Annotated in this window: 18 protein-coding genes; 7 read left to right on the forward strand and 11 right to left on the reverse strand. The window is 70.6% G+C overall.

Features of this window, described 5'->3' with window-relative positions; translation table 11 throughout:
* The 3 genes from L0P92_RS15580 to L0P92_RS15590 all read right to left on the reverse strand — a co-directional run.
* Positions 1 to 700 (reverse strand): spermidine synthase (locus tag L0P92_RS15580; protein ID WP_234763302.1); only part of this gene is annotated, 700 nt, incomplete at its 3' end.
* Positions 701 to 815: 115 nt separating this feature from the next.
* Positions 816 to 1985 carry an elongation factor Tu gene (gene tuf, locus L0P92_RS15585; protein WP_234763303.1) on the reverse strand — a complete coding sequence of 390 codons (1170 nt, stop codon included), beginning with the start codon at positions 1983 to 1985 and terminating at the stop codon, positions 816 to 818.
* Positions 1986 to 2260: 275 nt separating this feature from the next.
* Positions 2261 to 2983 (reverse strand): DNA alkylation repair protein, encoded by a 723-nt coding sequence (locus L0P92_RS15590; protein WP_234763304.1) that lies wholly within the window; start codon positions 2981 to 2983, stop codon positions 2261 to 2263.
* A 49-nt stretch (positions 2984 to 3032) separates the two neighbouring features.
* Between L0P92_RS15590 and L0P92_RS15595 the strand changes: the two genes are divergently transcribed.
* Complete coding sequence (locus L0P92_RS15595; protein WP_234763305.1) at positions 3033 to 3827, forward strand: TVP38/TMEM64 family protein; 795 nt, start codon at positions 3033 to 3035, stop codon at positions 3825 to 3827.
* A 61-nt stretch (positions 3828 to 3888) separates the two neighbouring features.
* Here the strand turns inward: L0P92_RS15595 and L0P92_RS15600 are convergent, their stop codons facing one another.
* The gene (locus L0P92_RS15600; RefSeq protein WP_234763306.1) at positions 3889 to 5058 is read right to left on the reverse strand and encodes a thiolase family protein; all 1170 of its coding nucleotides are present in this window, start codon (positions 5056 to 5058) and stop codon (positions 3889 to 3891) included.
* A 116-nt stretch (positions 5059 to 5174) separates the two neighbouring features.
* Between L0P92_RS15600 and L0P92_RS15605 the strand changes: the two genes are divergently transcribed.
* Positions 5175 to 5645: a winged helix-turn-helix transcriptional regulator gene (locus L0P92_RS15605; protein WP_234763307.1), complete on the forward strand. Its 471-nt coding sequence runs from the start codon at positions 5175 to 5177 to the stop codon at positions 5643 to 5645.
* 21 nt (positions 5646 to 5666) lie between these two features.
* Here the strand turns inward: L0P92_RS15605 and L0P92_RS15610 are convergent, their stop codons facing one another.
* Together L0P92_RS15610 and L0P92_RS15615 are read right to left on the reverse strand one after the other, a co-directional pair.
* Positions 5667 to 6593: a DUF6807 domain-containing protein gene (locus L0P92_RS15610; RefSeq protein WP_234763308.1), complete on the reverse strand. Its 927-nt coding sequence runs from the start codon at positions 6591 to 6593 to the stop codon at positions 5667 to 5669.
* The gene (locus L0P92_RS15615) at positions 6590 to 7780 is read right to left on the reverse strand and encodes a Gfo/Idh/MocA family protein (protein WP_234763309.1); all 1191 of its coding nucleotides are present in this window, start codon (positions 7778 to 7780) and stop codon (positions 6590 to 6592) included. The genes L0P92_RS15610 and L0P92_RS15615 overlap by 4 nt, the downstream gene beginning before the upstream one ends.
* A 273-nt stretch (positions 7781 to 8053) precedes the next feature.
* Here L0P92_RS15615 and L0P92_RS15620 point away from each other — a divergent pair, with 273 nt between their 5' ends.
* A complete protein-coding gene (locus L0P92_RS15620; RefSeq protein WP_234763310.1) occupies positions 8054 to 8929 on the forward strand; it encodes an undecaprenyl-diphosphate phosphatase in 876 nt (291 codons plus the stop codon).
* Here the strand turns inward: L0P92_RS15620 and L0P92_RS15625 are convergent.
* The gene (locus L0P92_RS15625) at positions 8883 to 9416 is read right to left on the reverse strand and encodes a hypothetical protein (protein WP_234763311.1); all 534 of its coding nucleotides are present in this window, start codon (positions 9414 to 9416) and stop codon (positions 8883 to 8885) included. The genes L0P92_RS15620 and L0P92_RS15625 overlap by 47 nt on opposite strands.
* A gap of 137 nt (positions 9417 to 9553) precedes the next feature.
* Between L0P92_RS15625 and L0P92_RS15630 the strand changes: the two genes are divergently transcribed.
* Positions 9554 to 10189 (forward strand): hypothetical protein, encoded by a 636-nt coding sequence (locus L0P92_RS15630; RefSeq protein ID WP_234763312.1) that lies wholly within the window; start codon positions 9554 to 9556, stop codon positions 10187 to 10189.
* 90 nt (positions 10190 to 10279) lie between these two features.
* On the opposite strand, the gene L0P92_RS15635 is transcribed toward L0P92_RS15630, so the two are convergent.
* Complete coding sequence (locus tag L0P92_RS15635) at positions 10280 to 10717, reverse strand: glutaredoxin domain-containing protein (RefSeq protein WP_234763313.1); 438 nt, start codon at positions 10715 to 10717, stop codon at positions 10280 to 10282.
* A 135-nt stretch (positions 10718 to 10852) separates the two neighbouring features.
* Between L0P92_RS15635 and L0P92_RS15640 the strand changes: the two genes are divergently transcribed.
* The 3 genes from L0P92_RS15640 to L0P92_RS15650 all read left to right on the forward strand — a co-directional run bounded on the left by L0P92_RS15640 (position 10853) and on the right by L0P92_RS15650 (position 14680).
* Positions 10853 to 12316 (forward strand): NF041680 family putative transposase, encoded by a 1464-nt coding sequence (locus L0P92_RS15640; protein WP_234763314.1) that lies wholly within the window; start codon positions 10853 to 10855, stop codon positions 12314 to 12316.
* A gap of 142 nt (positions 12317 to 12458) precedes the next feature.
* A complete protein-coding gene (locus L0P92_RS15645; protein WP_234763315.1) occupies positions 12459 to 12980 on the forward strand; it encodes a hypothetical protein in 522 nt (173 codons plus the stop codon).
* Positions 12981 to 13687: 707 nt separating this feature from the next.
* Positions 13688 to 14680: an aldo/keto reductase gene (locus L0P92_RS15650; protein ID WP_234763316.1), complete on the forward strand. Its 993-nt coding sequence runs from the start codon at positions 13688 to 13690 to the stop codon at positions 14678 to 14680.
* Positions 14681 to 14954: 274 nt separating this feature from the next.
* Here L0P92_RS15650 and L0P92_RS15655 read toward each other — a convergent pair whose 3' ends face one another.
* From L0P92_RS15655 to L0P92_RS15665, 3 genes are all read right to left on the reverse strand, one after another.
* Positions 14955 to 16223, reverse strand: a complete 1269-nt coding sequence (locus L0P92_RS15655) for a diaminobutyrate--2-oxoglutarate transaminase (protein ID WP_234763317.1) — start codon at positions 16221 to 16223, stop codon at positions 14955 to 14957.
* A gap of 65 nt (positions 16224 to 16288) precedes the next feature.
* Positions 16289 to 17290 (reverse strand): TauD/TfdA family dioxygenase, encoded by a 1002-nt coding sequence (locus L0P92_RS15660; protein WP_234763318.1) that lies wholly within the window; start codon positions 17288 to 17290, stop codon positions 16289 to 16291.
* A gap of 32 nt (positions 17291 to 17322) precedes the next feature.
* Entirely contained in the window at positions 17323 to 17577 is a 255-nt protein-coding gene (locus L0P92_RS15665; protein ID WP_234763319.1) for an MbtH family protein, read from the reverse strand.
* Between the last annotated feature and the right edge of the window lie 177 nt (positions 17578 to 17754).

The raw sequence follows: 17754 nt of genomic DNA on the forward strand, positions 1-17754 counted from the left end.
CTCCCAACTCGCCACCTACGCCACGCTGTTCGAGGAACTGGTACTGATTGCCGAAGCGCCGGCCGCGTAGGACGCCCGGTTCGGCGATCAGTACCAGTTCCTCGAACAGCGTGGCGTAGGTGGCGAGTTGGGAGCGCAGGAAGGCGAAGGGCGCGGCGTCGGCGAGGTTGGCCAGATAGACGCCGCTTCGCCGCAGCACCCGCTCGGCCTGCCGGGCGTACCCCACGGACGCCAGATGCGCGGGCACCCGGGAACCGCCGAAGACGTCGGTCACGAGCACGTCGGCCGAGTCGTCCGGGGCCGACTCGAGCCAGGCCCGCGCATCCCCGGCGTGCAGCCGGATGCCGGCCCCGTCCGGAACCGGCAGATGCTCGACGACCAGCTCCAGCAGCCCCCGGTCGGCCTCGACGACGTCCTGCCGCGAGCCGGGCCGGGTGGCCGCCAGATAGCGGGGCAGCGTGAGCGCCCCACCTCCGAGATGCAGCACGTCCAGCGCCCGCCCCGCCTCGGCGACGGTGTCCAGGACGTGCCCGAGGCGCCGCGCGTACTCGAACTCCAGGTGCTCCGGTTCGTCGAGGTCGACGTACGACTGAGGCGCCCCGTCGACGGTGAGCAGCCAGGCCCGCTTCCGATCGATGTCGGGCATGAGTTTGGCGGTGCCGTAGTCGACGGCGCAGGTGACGGGTATGGCGTCGTTCACCTCCCCATTGTGCCGGGGCTCTGTGTCCGAGGGGACGACAGCGCCCCTTCAGGGGCGCGGGGAACTGCGCGACCAGCCGCATACGGCCCGCAGTCCCCCACTCACCGAACCCCCCTCACACGACGGCTGTCACGGTGCCTGCCCCAACAGTCCGCCCACCCTCACGGATGGCGAAACCGAGCCCCGGCTCCAGTGGAACCTCCCGCCCCAGCTCGACGGTCATCGTGACCGTCTCCCCGGGCCGGGCGACCCCCACCGCACCGAGGTCGATGTCCCCCACCACATCCGCCGTACGGATGTAGAACTGCGGCCGGTACCCGGTGACCACCGCCGTCGTACGGCCGCCCTCGCGCGCGGACAGCACATACACCTGCGCGGTGAAGCGCCGCCCCGGCTCCACACTGCCCGGCGCGACCACGACGTGCCCCCGTCGGACGGCGTCCCGCGGAACGCCGCGCAGCAACAGCGCCACGTTGTCCCCGGCCTGCGCCTCGTCCATCGGCTTGCCGAACGTCTCCAGGCCGGTGACCACGGTCTCCAGCCCGGCGCCGAGCACTTCGACCCGGTCGCCCACCCGCACGGTGCCTCGCTCCACGGCCCCGGTGACGACGGTCCCGCGGCCCGTGATGGTGAGCACGTTCTCCACGGACAGCAGGAACGGCGCGTCCACATACCGCTCCGGCATCGGAACGTAGGTGTCCACCGCGTCGAGCAGCGCCTCGATCGACGCCGTCCACTTCGGGTCCCCTTCCAGGGCCTTCAGTCCCGAGACCCGTACGACGGGCGCGGCGTCGCCGCCGTAGCCGTGCTCGGTGAGCAGGTCGCGGACCTCCAGCTCGACGAGGTCGACGAGCTCCTCGTCGCCCGCGTCGGCCTTGTTGAGGGCGACGACGACGTGGTCGACGCCCACCTGCCGGGCGAGCAGCACGTGCTCGGCGGTCTGCGGCATGATCCCGTCGAGCGCGGAGACGACGAGGATCGCCCCGTCGAGCTGCGCGGCGCCGGTGACCATGTTCTTGACGTAGTCGGCGTGGCCCGGCATGTCGACGTGCGCGTAGTGACGGGTGTCGGTCTCGTACTCGACGTGCGCGATGTTGATGGTGATGCCGCGCGCGGCCTCCTCCGGCGCCCGGTCGATGCGGTCGAAGGGCACGAACGTGCCGGAGCCGCGCTCGGCGAGGACCTTGGTGATGGCGGCGGTCAACGTGGTCTTGCCGTGGTCGACATGACCCATCGTGCCGATGTTCAGATGCGGTTTGGTGCGCACGTATGCCGTCTTGGACATGGCTGTACCTCGAAGTCTCTAAGCAGGAGAGGGGGACCCCAAGGACTTGCCGACCCTCCCCCTGCGGGGTCCGCCGGACTGTCCGGGGAGGGTCAGCTTCGGGCGCCGTCGACGGCGGTCAGGAAGACCAGAACGGCAGCCTTCGGCGCATCCGCGACTGCGGATGCTGCGAAGTGGAAGGCGTGCCGGAACATGACGTCGATCATCGTCGACGCTTTGCCCCACGTCGAATGGTTTTTCGCGGTACGGGACTTCGGGCTTCGCGGTACGGGACTTCAGGCGCCGACGTTCCTCAGCGCCTCGCGCACCGACAGCGGCGCGAACCGCCCCCGCTCCCGCGCGAGGAAGTTCCGTACGGCGTCCGGGTCGGTCTTGGCGTACTCGCGCAGGGCCCAGCCGATCGCCTTGCGGATGAAGAAGTCGGTGTGCCCGGACTGGCGCAGGCAGTAGGCGAAGAGGCGCCGGGAGTCGGTGTGTTCCTTGAAACGCAGCTGGTGGAGCAGGGCGGTACGGGCGACCCACAGGTCGTCGTCGACGATCCAGGCGTCCATGTCCGCGCCGAGCTCCGGGTCGGCGGCGACGAGTGCGCCGACGACGTGGACGGCGAGCAGGTCGACGGTGTCCCACCACGAGACGGTGGTGATCAGCCGCCGGGTCACCGGGAGGAAGCCGGAGGAGCAGCGCCCCACGTGCCGGCGCAGATAGTCGACGGCGAAGTAGTGGTACTCGCGCTCGGGCAGCTGCCAGCAGCGCAGGGCGACGGCGGTGCAGTCGGCCTCGTCGGGGCGCGGTGTGCCCTGGAGGACGGTGCGGGAGAGGGCGCGGCGCTCGGGTGTGGGGATGCCGAGGAAGGGGGCGATGTCCTTCATGTACGCCTGTGCGGCGGCGGCCCGTTCCGGGTCCGCGGCGGCGGAGTACGTGGCGGTGAGCCGGTCCAGGACCGTGTCGGCCAGAACACTGCGCGGAACTTCTGATGTTCCCGCACCTGTGACGCTCATGAGACGAACCATACGGCGATCACACATCTTTCTCGGTTACTGTCGCCGAATGCTCGACGATGCCACCACCCGCTCTGGGGGCACCGCCACGGCCCCTCCCCGGGCCGCCGCCACGGAGCTCGCAGCCGCCGTACCCACACCCGTACCTGTCCCCGTTCCCGTGCCCGGGGGCTTCGCCGCGCGCTGCACGAGAACGCTGCTCTCGCCGTGGTCGCGGCTGTCCCTGCTCGTGGTCCTGCTCGCGGCGGCCGCGTCGTCCGTGCTGCTCTTCGAGCCGCAGAAGCTCCTGGCGGACGGCTGGCCGCCCCAGGTCGAGGGCTCGGCCGCGGTGGTGCTGTTCGCGGTGGCGTACGGCCTGGTCACGGTGGCCTTCGTGCCGCGGCCGCTGCTGAACCTCGCGGCGGGCGCCCTCTTCGGCTCCGAATGGGGCATCGGCGCGGCCCTGGCGGGCACGGTGCTGGGCGCGGGGATCGCCTTCGGGCTGGGCCGGCTGCTGGGCCAGGAGGCGCTGCGTCCGCTGCTGCGCGGCCGGTGGCTGAAGGCTGCGGACGGCCAGTTCAGCAGGCACGGTTTCCGTTCGATGCTGGCGGTGCGGCTGTTCCCCGGTGTGCCGTTCTGGGCCGCGAACTACTGCGCCGCGGTCTCCCGGATGGGCTACGTCCCGTTCCTGCTCGCGACGGCGCTCGGATCGATCCCGAACACCGCCGCGTACGTCGTCGCCGGCGCCCGTGCCTCCGCGCCGACGTCGCCCGCCTTCCTGATCGCGCTGGCCTGCATCGCCGTACCGGCACTGGCGGGCGTGGTGGTGGCGTGGCGGAAGCGGCACCATCTGCGCGACCGCTGAACCGTTTCGCCACCCTCTGCTCCGGTCCGGTCCGGTGCGCGGGTGCGCCGGCCGGGTCCGGCTACACCGTCTCCAGGATCATCGCGTTGGCCAGGCCGCCCGCCTCGCACATCGTCTGCAGGGCGTAGCGGGCGCCGCGTTCGCGCATCGCGTGCACCAGGGTCGTCGTCAGTCGGGTGCCGCTGGCGCCGAGCGGGTGGCCGATCGCTATCGCACCGCCGTGCACATTGACCTTGGCGAGGTCGGCGCCGGTCTCCTGCTGCCAGGCCAGCACCACGCTGGAGAACGCCTCGTTGACCTCGAACAGGTCGATGTCGCCCAGGGACAGGCCGGCCCGGCGCAGCACCTTCTCCGTCGCCGGGATCACGCCGGTCAGCATCAGGACCGGGTCGGAGCCGGTGACGGCGAAGCTGTGCAGCCGGGCGAGGGGGCGCAGGCCGAGGCGTGCGGCGGTCTCGCCGGAGGTGACGAGGACGGCGGAGGCGCCGTCGTTGATGGGGCTGGCGTTGCCCGCGGTGACGTTCCACTCGATCTGCGGGAAGCGCTCGGCGAAGGCCGGGTCGTGGTAGGCGGGCTTGAGGCCGGCGAGGATCTCGGGGGTGCTGCCCGGCCGTACGCACTCGTCGCGGGAGACACCCTCCAGGGGTGCGACCTCGACGTCGAACAGGCCCTTCTCCCAGGCGGCGGCCGCCTTGTGGTGCGAGGAGACGGCGAACGCGTCCATCTGCTCGCGTGTGATCGACCACTTGGCGGCGATGAGCTCGGCGCTGATGCCCTGCGGGACGAGCCCCTCGGGATAGCGCTCGGCGACGCCGGGGCCGAAGGGGTCCTTTCCGGGCGGCACGTTCGACCACATCGGCACCCGGCTCATCGACTCGACGCCACAGGCGACGACCAGGTCGTACGCGCCCGAGATCACGCCTTGGGCGGCGAAGTGCACGGCCTGCTGGGAGGAGCCGCACTGACGGTCCACGGTGGTCGCCGGGACCGTCTCCGGGAAGCCCGCCGACAGGGCGGCGTAGCGGGTGGTGTTCATGGCCTGCTCGCCGACCTGGTCGACGGTGCCGCCGATGACGTCGTCGATCAGCGCCGGGTCGACGCCGGAGCGTTCGACGAGGCTGCGCAGGGTGTGGGCGAGGAGCTCGACGGGGTGGACGTGCGCCAGGGAGCCGTTCGGCTTGCCCTTCCCGACGGGGGTGCGTACGGCTTCGACGATGACTGCGTCACGCATGGTGCGGGCCTCCCGATTACCGGTGAGTAGGAAATCCAAACTCACCATAGCCCGGTGGGTTGGGAAATCAAACCCATCAGGTTGGAAAGTCGAACCCGCCCTCTAGACTGAGCGGCATGGCCGCCACCAAAGACCCGCGCCCCTGTTCCATCGCCGACGCCCTGGCGCTCGTCGGCGAGAAGTACTCCCTGCTCGTCCTGCGCGAGGTGTGCCTCGGCAACGGCCGCTTCGACCAGCTCGTGCGCAACATCGGCGCCCCGCGCGACATCCTGGCCACCCGGCTGCGCCGTCTGGTCGACGCCGGCATCCTCACCAAGCGCGCCTACAGCGAGCGCCCGCAGCGGTTCGAGTACAAGCCGACCCAGGCCGGCCTGGAGCTGGAGCCGGTGCTGATGACCCTCATGGCGTGGGGCGACCGTCATCTGCGCGACGACGACAACCGGCCGATGGTCATCGAGCACGTCTGCGGCAACGAGCTGGTCCCGGTCGTCACCTGCCGCACCTGCGGCGACCCGGTGCGCCACGAGGACCTCAGGGCTCATCCCCAGGTGCCCGGCTGGTCGGTGTCGGGCCCGACGGCCGCATGATCCGCGTCCCTGGGGCCGCGCTCACCAGGGATGCGTCTCCAGGTACTTCTCGATCTCGTCCCTCTCCCACGCCCCGTCGGCCACGACGACCCGGTAGCGCCGCGTGAGGGTGTCGCCGGGCGCCAGTTCCAGCTCGTCGTGGAACGCCCAGGACGGGGCGACGCCCGCGAAGGGCTCGTTGCGTACGAACCAGTGGGCGGGGTGGGCGCCCCGGTCGCCGGCGTGGTCGTTCTCGGGGGCGTGCGCGAAGACGAGGGTCGCGTGGCCGTCGGTGCCATCGTGCTCGCCGGAGTAGGCCAGCCAGGGCGCCTGCTCGCCCATCAGGCCCGGCCCCTCGGCGTCCGGGGCGATGATCCGGCCGCCCTGGAAAGCGCGCGGGCCGCGCCAGAACAGGCCCGTGTACCCCGCCATGCCGCGCCCGGCGGTGGTGGGGCTGCCGAACCGCAGCGGCTCGGCGCGCCGGTTCGTCACGGCGCTCGTCCAAGTCAGCGCCCATGAACCGGACCCCGGCTCCACGTCGTGCACCTCGACCCCGCGCCGCTCGTCGGCCCACAGCTCTCCGTCGTGGGGGTGCCAGGTCAGCCGCTCGGCGATGACGACCCGGTCACCGTCCGAGGAGACCTCGTCGAACCCGACGTGCCGCATCGACCCGACCCGCTCGGGAAGCTCCAGATACCCCTGCCCGTGCACATAGCTGTTGCCGCCCCACAGGTTGGCCCCCGACAGGTGCGAGGCCGTCAGCGACAGTCCCTTGTGCCAGCGGTGGTCGTTGGGCCGGTAGTCGGTGACGACGTCGCCGGCGAGGGTCCGCAGCGGATGGACGTACGGCTTCGGGGCCTCCCAGGCGGCCTCCGGCCGGTAGACGTAGGCCAGCAGTTCGACGCCGGTGGCCGCAACGGTCACCGTGACGCGGTCGCCGTGCGCGTGGACGATACGCAGCCCGCTCATACGACGGCTTCCCCGCCCGGCACGACCCGCTCGGCCAGGACAGGCGCCCAGCCGGGCGCACCCCCGTGCATCGCCGCATGGAAGGGATCACCCGGGCCGATCTCCCCCGCCCGGACCGTCGCGTCCGTGAACGCCGACTTGTACAGCGCGGCGATCAGCTCAAGGCTCGTACGCCCGTCCGCGCCGCTGCTGCGCGGCCGCTCCCCCGCGCGCATGCTCGCGACCAGCTCCCGCAGCTGCTCCAGATGCGAACTGGGCAGGTCCGCTCCGAAGTCCTGCCAGGCAGCGGCCTCGGCGTCCGGCACGTCCCGGGCCGGCGTGATGCGCCAGTCGTCGTTGCGGTGCCCGTACAGATGGGTCAGTTCCACGGTCGCGCGCTCGCAGTCGATGCGGATGCGGCTGACCTCGTCGGGGCTCAGCACACTGTTCACGACGGTCGCCATCGCACCGTTCGCAAAGCGGACGAGGGCCGTCGACACGTCCTCCGTCTCGACGTCGTGCACCAGCCGGCCGGCCATGGCGCGCACCTCGCTCCACGGTCCGAGCAGGTCGAGCAGCAGATCCATCTGGTGGATCCCGTGCCCCATCGCGGGGCCGCCGCCCTCGGTCGCCCAGCGGCCGCGCCAGGGCACGGCGTAGTAGGCGGTGTCCCGGTACCAGGTGGTCTGGCAGTGCGCGACGAGCGGACGGCCCATGGCCCGCTCGGCCAGCAGACGCCGTACGTGCCGGGTGCCCGAGCCGAAGCGGTGCTGGAAGACGATCGAGGCGTACGGGCCGCCCTCCTTGCCCTCCTCCGCCTCCACGGCGTCGAAGTCCGCGAGACTCGGCACCGGCGGCTTCTCGCACCACACCCAGGCGCCGGCGCGCAGGGCGGCGACGGTCTGCTCGCGGTGCAGCGTCGGCGGGGTGCAGATGACGACCAGGTCGGGCCGCTGCTCCTGGAGCATCCGGTCCAGATCGGTGTAGGGGCGGGGTGCCTCGGTCCCGGCCGCGGCCGGGGCCGCCTCCGCGCAGAAGGACCCGGCCGACGACGCGTCGATGTCGACGGCCGCGACCAGCGTCGTCTCGCCCTCCTCCGCGAGCCTGGCGAGCGCGGGCAGGTGGGAGTCGCGTGCGATGGCGCCCGTACCGATCACCGCGACCCTGATGCGGCGGCCGGTGAGCGGGGCGATCTCGGATGCAGCCATGGATGTGGGACTCCTCCGGAGCGCCAACGACGAGTTACTGAGGGACGCGATAGCAAGCGCTTTCGGCCCGGAGCAACGTAAGCGGCGGCCCCACCGCAGGTCAACACCGGTTCGGCCGAGGCGGGCGATCGGCTGCCGAGGCCCCTGTGGCGGAGCCTTCATCGGAGGGCGCTACGCTGCCCCTCGACACCCGCGATCACTGTGCCGCCGACGCGGTGTCCTCCGTCATCCCTTGTCCCCTTGTCACGATCAGCACTTGGACTCCGTAACTTCATGTCTTGGTTTGAATCCCTCATCCTCGGACTCGTCCAGGGGCTGACCGAGTTCCTCCCCGTGTCCTCCAGCGCGCATCTGCGGCTGACCGCGGCGTTCTCGGGCTGGGAGGACCCGGGCGCGGCCTTCACGGCGATCACCCAGATCGGCACGGAGACCGCGGTACTGATCTACTTCCGCAAGGACATCGGGCGGATCATCGCGGCGTGGCTGAAGTCACTGACGAACAAGGAGATGCGGCGCGACCACGACGCCCAGATGGGCTGGCTGGTGATCGTCGGCTCGATCCCGATCGGTGTGCTCGGCCTGACGCTCAAGGACCAGATCGAGGGCCCGTTCCGCGATCTGCGCATCACGGCGACCATGCTGATCGTCGTCGGCATCGTCATCGGCGTCGCCGACCGGCTGGCCGCACGCGACGAGTCGGGCGGTCGGCACCGCGCCGCCAAGCAGCGCAAGGGGCTCGAGTCCCTGAACGTGAAGGACGGCCTGATCTTCGGCCTGTGCCAGTCCGCGGCGCTCATCCCCGGAGTCTCCCGCTCCGGCGCCACCATCAGCGGCGGCCTCTTCATGGGCTACACACGCGAGTCCGCGGCCCGCTACTCCTTCCTCCTCGCGATCCCCGCCGTCCTCGCCTCCGGCCTCTTCGAGCTGAAGGACGCGATGGAGAGCGACCATGTCTCCTGGGGTCCGACGATCTTCGCCACGGTGATCGCCTTCGCGACCGGTTACGCGGTCATCGCGTGGTTCATGAAGTTCATCAGTACCAAATCGTTCATGCCGTTCGTCTACTACCGCGTGATCCTCGGTGTGGCGGTGATTGTGCTGGTCAGCATGGGTGCGCTGAGCCCGCACGCGGGCGAATCCGGCGGCTGAACCAGGGCCACACAGGTAGCGCCATCCAGCATTTCCTAGCGCCTGATTGCAGCACCACGCCATGATCATCTCCCACTCGTCTCCCAGTCATCTCCCACCGGGGAGGCGGGAGACACCCCACCAGGACGTGTGCGTCCGCAAAGTAGCGGATGACGCCGTGTCCCAGGCAGCACCCGGTGACGTCGTCCAGTGCCGCGGCCGTGAGGATGAGCCGGCCGAGGCGCATCTCCACGTCCTCCCACTGGTGCGTCACCTCGGCTGACTCACCGTGCGGGCCCGTGCCCAGTGCCCCGCACACGGCGATGGCGATCTCGCCCAGGTCCCCGTTGATCGCGAGGACCTGGAGGAGCCGGGTCTCCCCGGCGGCCCTGGTCTCCTCCTCCACGCGTCCCTGGAGCTGGTGATCCACGACGGCCGCGCCATCTCCGCTCACGGTGTCCAGGGCGACCGCGGCCGTCACGATGACGTCCGCGAGCTCCTTCGACACGCCCCCGAGCGAGGCGCCCTTCCGCGGGTTGGCGCCGAGCGCGCCGTGACGGCCTCCGCGACCTCGCCCAGCTCCTGACAGGGCGCAACGAACTGCCCGAACCACAGGACGAGACCGGCGGCAGCATGCGGTGGTCCGTGCCGGTCGCACAGGACTGGGCCGAGAACTACCGCCGCAACAACGGCCCCGCAGCCCTGCTGTCGTCGACCACCGTGTACGACACCGCCCAGCCCGCCGGCCTCGTGGCCGACCACAACCGGCTGCGCCGCGTCTTCCACGAAACCTTGACCGAACAACGCCACAGCGGCGGCAAACGACGAGCGCCCTACATGAAGGGCGACCCCGCGCAGAGCGCCACCGACGATCTCGCGTGGGACGCGGCAGCCGCCCTCATGTACGGCAGCAACCAAGGCCTCGTCCCTCACGGCCCCGTACGTGACGTGCTGGTCGAGGCCATCCTCGGCCGCCTGGCCGAAGACGCCGGACGAAACAGCAGCGAGGGCGAAACCCAGGAGGACATCGCTCTGTCCGACCTGTCCGGCGGCACGGTGAAGCTGCTCACCTGGTACCTCCGGCACCGGCCCGGCGACAGCGCGAACCTCCTCGGGGCGATCTGCCTCAAGGCCCGCGTGCGCCTGGGCCTTGCTCCCGCCCAGGTCGGCAGCCTGCTCCGCCGGTCCTTCCACCTGGACAGCGGCCTCGACGGCCAGACCATCGACACCCTGCTGGACATGGCCCTGGCCCCGTCCGCATCCGGCTACCGCAAGCACTAGGGACCGCGGGCAGGCACCGGAGCTGAGCTTGTCTTTTAACCTCTGTGCGCTTGTGTCTGCGGGTGCCTCTCCGTAGGGCGCGGTTTCTGATCACGTGGAAGGGGAGACCTGCTCGCGCACCCATCCGGGATCGGGGTTGGTGTGTGGCTGGCCCATCACGACGGCGGTCGGCACGGTCTCGTTGCCGTCGTTGACTGCTCTCACCGCTGCGGCTCCTGCCGGGTCGCGCCAGATGTTGACCCAGTGCAACTGGCGGGCGCTGCGGCCCAGCCGGATGCGCAGTCGTATGCAGTACTTGCAGCCCGGCCGCCAGAAGACGACCGGTCGGCCGTCGACCGCGCTGCGGAGCTGTGCCTCCTGCGCACCGGTCGACCTCGGGAAGATCAGGGGTGAGTTCACGCCGGCGAGCGCCAGGAACGCCAGTAGGAGTGCTGCGGCTGTGCCGGGGCTCCCCTTGAAGATCTGCCCAGCCGCGACGGCTGAGCCGCTGAGTACAAGCAGCATCGGCAAGATCCAAGCGCGCATCATGGTGATGCAGGCTACCGATGAGTCGAAATGCTCCTCGAACTAGGCCGATCACCTGGGCATTCGCCGGACAGGCGGACGGCCCCCGCATGAGCATGCGTTCCGTCACAGAACCGCACTCATACGAAGGCCGCAGGGGTGAGTCTGCTGCACCACGATGCCCAACGCGACGCATTCGACTTCACGTCCCACTTTCGGGAGGACTTCTACGAATGCCTGACCCGGCGCGGTGACACGTTGTTCGAAGTCACGGACGCGATGCTCTGCGAGAACGGGCCGGTGACCTCGCCGGTCGGCCTGACGCTGCTGGCTGAACACCGGCGTGGGCACGGCGCGTTGTACGACGCGCTCAACCAGGGCCGCATCGACGCGGACAGGCTGCGCAAGGCACTGGCCGTGCTGCCGCAGCCCAAGGCCGCCGACGGGCGCCTGGTCCTGGCCGTCGATGTCTCGCCGTGGCTGCGTCCGGACGCGCCGACCAGCCCGGACCGTCTGTTCTGCCACGTCTACGGACGCTCGGGACGCTCCAGCGACCAGTTCGTTCCCGGCTGGCCGTACTCGTTCGTCGCCGCGCTGGAGACGGGCCGCACCTCGTGGTGCCAGCTGCTGGACGCGGTCCGCCTCGGCCCCGACGATGATGTCGCCGAGGTCACCGCCCGGCAGGTCCACCGCGTCGTGAACGACTTGATCGGCCAGGGCCAGTGGGAGGACGGCGACCCGGACATCCTGGTCGTCTTCGACGCCGGCTACGACGCCCCGCGCATGGCCTGCCTCGTCGACGGCCTGCCCGTCGAGGTGCTGGGCCGGATGCGTGCGGACCGTGTCATGCGACGGCCGGCACCCTCACTCAAGGAGTACGCCCTGGCCTATCCCCAGGGCGGGCGTCCGCCGAAGCACGGCAAGGAGTTCCGCTTCGCCAGGCCCGGCACCTGGGGCGAACCCGACGCGGAGACAGTGCAGGTCACCGACCGCTACGGCACCGCCCAGGCCATGGCCTGGGACCGCATCCACCCCCGGCTCACCACCCGCAGCGCGTGGATCGACCACGACGGCGAACTCCCCATCATCGAGGGCACCCTCATCCGCCTCCAGGTGGACCATCTGCCCGGCGGAGGTGACCCGCTGCCCGTCTGGCTGTGGTCCTCCAAGACCGGCATGACCAGCGAGGACGTCGACCTGCGGTGGCAAGCGTTCTTGAGGCGTTTCGATCTTGAACATACTTTCCGTTTTGTGAAGCAGACGCTCGGCTGGACCCGTCCCAGGCTCCGTAGTCCCGAGACCGCGGACCGGTGGACGTGGCTCGTGATCGCGGCGCATACCCAGCTCCGGCTCACCCGCAAGGCCGCGGCCGATCTCCGCCGCCCCTGGGAGAAGCCGGCCGAGCCCGCACGGCTCACCCCTGCCCGCGTCCGCCGGGGGTTCAGGAACCTCCGCCCTCACCTGCACAGTCCGGCCCGTGCGCCCAAACCCTCAACTCCCGGCCCAGGACGCCCACTTGGCTCGAAGAACCGGCGACCCGCCACCCGTTACGACGTGGGCAAATCGACCAGGCGCCCCGAAAGCATCGCTGAACGTAATCAGCCCAAAGCCCGCAAACCATAAAAAACAAGCTGATGCGGCAGCAGAGCCGTCGTCACCCGGCACGGGCGAGGGGAACGGTCATCGAGAGCAGCGCAGCGTCAGACACCCGAGCATCCCCGGGAGTTGTAGTCCAGGGCGACCTGCGGGTGCCACTCTGGACAGCATGACCGAACCCCCGCCTCCTCGAACCTCCGATGCCGAGCCGGCCGACCTGGCAGCCCTTCGTGGCGTCCGGATGAACCAGATGGTGGACGAGCTGTACCAGTGGCGCGCCCACCGGGACCACATCGAGTCGCACCTGATGGACGAGTACAACGGCGGCATCACCGATCCCGATCTGGCCCCCGTCCGCCTGGTCGACCTCGCCGCCAGTCCCGACCTTGAGCATCCCGTCATGTGTGGCATGCTGCGCGAACTCGGCGAGATCGCCTCCGAGTTCGCCGGCCAGCGGCCTGGCGCCCGGCACGGTACGTGTCTGAGCGGCATGGCCCCCGACCACTCGCCCCGCCACGACGCAGGTCATCCAGGTGACCGCCGGTTGGTGGAGCCTGGCCGCCCGGCATCCCGGCGGCCCTGCGTTGCTCTCATGGACGGCTCCGGCCTGTACGACATGACCGCTGCTCCCGACATCGCCAGCCTGCTGGACACCCTCGTGGCGGTCGCGGTCGAGGAGCCGCTGCCCTGACCGTGCGGCACCTGCGGACATCCGCGCCGTGCCCGCGAGTTCGGCGAGACGGATACTTCGGCGGCCCGGCGAAGATCCCTGGGTCTGCGATCACTGCGAAGCAGTCACCACCGGGGGCCGGTAGGGGTCCCACGCCGACGATCACGCCCTGAGGCACCCACCTTGGTACGTGATACGGGTGCGGTGCAATGAGGGCATCACGGCGCTTCTTCGAGACTGATGCCGTCCGGCGGGTTCTGCCAGGCCTTCCAGTGCAGGACGATCCCGTCGTCGTCCAGGCACCGGGTGCAGGTGCGGGGCCGGCACGCAGTTCGACCTTGGTCGGGAACGCGCGGACAAGTTGACGCTTGCGGTGGGGACTGCGGGCGGCTCGTCGGTTCCACCAGGCGGCCCCGGTACCGTGCCGCTCGAGGCACCTCCACACGCATACCGCACCGTCAGTTCAACCCGGGTCGCACGCTGCCGCGGTCGTGGACCGGGTGAAAGTCCCACTGCACCGGCGCCGAGGACAGCGCGTCAGTCAGCCCGACCCTGTCCACCGCGCGGGGATCCCTGGTCACGGGGGGGCACAGATGGACCTGACGATCACCATGAAGGGCGCATCGGAGGACTTGACAGTGGCGTCGGTTGCGTGGTTCGGCGTGTGGCTTCGGGCGCGGACTTGCACACTTACCTAAAACACACTTCACGCGACTAGCGTGCGGACCATGAAGTACACGCAGCTCGGACGCACGGGACTCAAGGTCAGCCGACTCGTCCTCGGCACCATGAACTTCGGTCCGCACACTGACAAGGCCGACAGCCACGCGATCATGGACGCGGCGCTGGACGCGGGCATCAACTTCTTCGACACGGCGAACGTCTACGGCTGGGGCGAGAACAAGGGCCGTACCGAAAGCATCATCGGCAACTGGTTCGCGAAGGGCGGCGAGCGGCGCGACAAGGTCGTCCTCGCCACCAAGGTCTACGGCAACATGGGCGCGGACGGCGCGGCGTGGCCCAACCACGACAAGCTGTCGGCCGTGAACATCCGGCGGGCAGTCGACGCCTCGCTCACGCGGCTGAAGACCGACTACATCGACGTCTACCAGTTCCACCACATCGACCGGGACACCCCGTTCGAGGAGATCTGGCAGGCGATCGACGTACTGGTCCAGCAGGGGAAGATCCTCTACGCCGGGTCGTCCAACTTCCCGGGCTACAAGATCGCCCAGGCCAACGAGGTCGCCGCCCGGCGCGGCGGCACCATCGGCCTGGTCAGCGAGCAGTGCCTCTACAACCTCTACGAGCGCCGCGCCGAGATGGAGGTCATACCGGCCGCGCAGGAGTACGGCCTCGGTGTCATCCCGTTCTCGCCGCTGCACGGCGGCGCCCTCGGCGGCGTACTGAAGAAGGAGATCGAGGGCGGTCGGCGCGGCGAGGGGCTGGCCGCGGGGAATTTGTCCGGCCCTGAGGTACGCGCGAAGATCCAGGCGTACGAGGACCTGCTCGACAAGCACGGCCTGGAGCCCGGCGAGGCCGCCCTGGCCTGGCTGCTCACCCGCCCCGGCGTGACCGGCCCGATCGTCGGCCCGCGCACGGCGGAGCAGCTCGAATCCGCCCTGCGTGCCGTCGAGTTGGAGCTGAGCGAGGAACTGCTGGCCGGGCTGGACGAGATCTTCCCGGGACCCGGACCCTCTCCGGAGGCCTTCGCCTGGTAGCGGTCGCAGCCTCATTCGTTCCCGAGCGCCGCCACCGTCGTCGGGACGGGGCGGCGCTCGGCCTCCGGCGTGGCTGTCGCGACTGCTGTCCGAGCGCCGCCGCCACCGCGACCAGGACGGACGTCGGCACCAGCGCACCGCCCATGATCCGTTCACGGGATTGGCCCAGGTCATCCTCTCCTCGCACGGCGCCGAGCCGACGCGCTCCTCGCCATGCCGGCCCCGGGGGCGGCCGCCGACGCTCGACGTGGCTCGTCCCCGAGGCGTCGGGCGGCTACGCCGTAGCGAGCGCATGGACGGTGTCGCCCAAGGTGTCCCCCACTTCCTTCCACTCGGTGAGGGGGATCGTCAGGGGTGGCAGGAGCTTCAGTACATGCCCTGATCCCGAGGTCTCGGCGACGATGCCGGTGCGGAACAACGCCTCCCGTATCCGCTCCGCTGTCCCGGGGTCGGGGAATCTCAGTCCGCTCATCGCTCCCTTGCCGACGACTTCGGCGGCACCCGCCGGGAGGGCGTCGGTGATGCTCGCGAGGCTGGTGCGGATCGCGGCGGTCAGATCGGCGGTGTGATCGGTGAAGTTCGGGTCGGTCCAGTGGTCCAGTGCCGCGGAGCCCGCTACGAAGGCGAGGCCCAGGCCACGGAAGGTGCCGTTGTGCTCGCCGGGGGCCCAACGGTCGATCTCGCGCCGGATCAGCAGCGCCGCCATCGGCAGCCCCATTCCGCTGAGGGACTTCGACAGGCAGACCAGGTCGGGGCGGAGTTCAGGGGCGTCCTCGAAGCTGAAGAAGGTACCGGTGCGTCCGCAGCCCGCCTGGATGTCGTCCACGATGACCAACGTGCCGGTGGTGTCGGCGAGTTCACGGATCCGGGCGAGCCACGCGCGGGGAGCGGTGTGCAGTCCGCCCTCGCCCTGGACCGTCTCCAGCAGGATCGCGGCGGGCCGGGGCGTCGCCGCGCTCGGGCCGAGGGCGTGTTCCAGGGCGGCGAACGGATCAGGCTCGGCCGTGTCGCCGTACGGAAGGATCGTGACATCGGTCAGAGGTACGCCCGCCGCGCCCCGCAGCAGCGGGGAGGTCGTGGCGGCGAGGGCCCCGAGGGACGCGCCGTGGAAGCCTCCGGTGAAGGCGATCACCTCGGTGCGCCCGGTGACCTTGCGGGCCAGCTTCAGGGCGGCCTCGACGGCGAGCGTTCCGGCCGGTCCGGGGAACTGCATCACATAGCCGCCGAGCCCGCGCGGTTCCAGGACGAGGCTGGTGAACCGCTCCAGGAAGTCGGCCTTGGCCGTGGTGTGCAGGTCCAGCGACTGCACCGGGCCGCCGGCCGTGAGGTAGGCCGTCACCCGTTCGACGATCCCGGGCGGGTTGTGGCCGTAGTTGAGCGAGCCGGCCCCGCACAGCAGGTCGACGTAGCGGCGTCCGGAGGTGTCCCACAGATGGTGTCCGGCGGCTCGTTCGAAGACCACCGGGAAGTCGCGGCAGTAGCTGCGTACGTTCGACTCGTGACGTTCGAACACCGCGAGGGGCGTCCGGTCGGTCTCGGTCATGTCAGCACGTACCTTTCATGTCAACGGTTGTCGTAACGCGTCGCGGGCCGACGTCACTTGAGGTGTCACTTGACCAGCACCGTTCCGTCACCGGGACGGTGGTCGCGGGAACGGCGCAGGTCGCTGAAGGCGAAGGTCCGCTGGAGCCAGCGGTCGCGGCCGTCGTAGCGCGGGGTGAACGCGGAACGGCCGTGCAGGGTGACGCGGTTGTCGACGACGGCCAGGTCGCCGGGGCGCAGCAGCACCCCGGTGTACGTGCGGTGCGCCACCTCGGCCAGTTCGGCGAGGGCGGCCCGGCCTTCGGAGGTCACGGCCTTGGTGGCCGCCTCGTCGAAGCACCAGTCGGGGTCGTCCGGGTCGCCGGTCAGCACGGCGTGCGCGGTGCCCTCGCCGGCCGGGCCGAAGGACGGCGGCGCCTCGGTGACGTACTCGGGCCTGCCGAGCGCCTCCCGGGTGCCGGGTGTCAGCAGCGGCAGGACGCGCCGGACGCAGCTGGTACGCAGTTCGGCCGTGCCCTCGTGGTCGGGGCGCAGGCACAGCAGCATGACGTAGTCGGGGCGGTGGGGGTGGAAGGCGTTCTCGGTGTGGAAGGTGAGTTCGACCGAGCCGACGTTGCCCTGGACCGCCTCCTGACCGGGCACCGGCACGACGTCCTGGACGAGGGCGCCGGACTTCTCCGCCGCGAACGCGGCCGGGTCTCCGAGCCCGGCCGCGAACAGCAGCAGCATCGCCGCCGCGAGGGACGGGGTGTGCTGGACCGAGCCCTTCGCCATCGGGGTCGGCGGCAGGTGCGCGGCGCCGATGGGGAGCCTCCGGAGTACGAGGGCGCCGTCGGGGCCCGAATGCCTGCGGAACTCCCGCACGGTGCGTCGTATTTCGGCGGGGGCGTCCTCCCAGGCGCGCCGGGCGAGGGCCACCCATGCCGGGTCGTCGACCCGCTCACCCGCCTGGTCCAGCACTTCCGCCGCCACATGGCCGAGCCGGGCCAGGGTGTGGGCGCCGTACCGCACCGTGCCGTCGGTGCTCGCCGGGGCGTACGGTGCCTGCGTCATGTCGACGCTGCTCACGTGCGTGTTCCCTTCTCTCCGTCGCGTCCGCGTCACTCTCCCCCACGCTCGAACCGGCTTCGCTCGGCTCGCGCGGGGGCACCCCCATTGGCCCGGACGAGGCTTTTGGGGCGCAGGTCGGTCCACTCGCGTTCGATGTACTCCAGGCAGGCGGTGCGGCTGTCCGGGCCGAAGACGGTGGTCCAGCCGGCGGGTACGGCGGTGAAGTCGGGCCACAGCGAGTGCTGGCCCTCGTCGTTGGCCAGGACCCGGTAGGTGCCGTCGGGGTTCTCGAAGGGGTTGGTCATGACAGGTCGGTGTTCCTTTCGGGAGCCGGGAGGCGCTTCGCCTCCCGGTGTGGGGAGTCGGGCCACGGTTCCGCCCGGTGGTCCGGGCGGTGTGGCCGGTCGTCAGGCCGATGGGGAGGACGGCGCACGGGGACTCGCGCGAGGTGCTCCAAGGAAGCCGGATCACCGAGGCCGGTC

The organism is Streptomyces muensis (assembly GCF_021474425.1).
Classification (GTDB): Bacteria; Actinomycetota; Actinomycetes; order Streptomycetales; family Streptomycetaceae; genus Streptomyces; species Streptomyces muensis.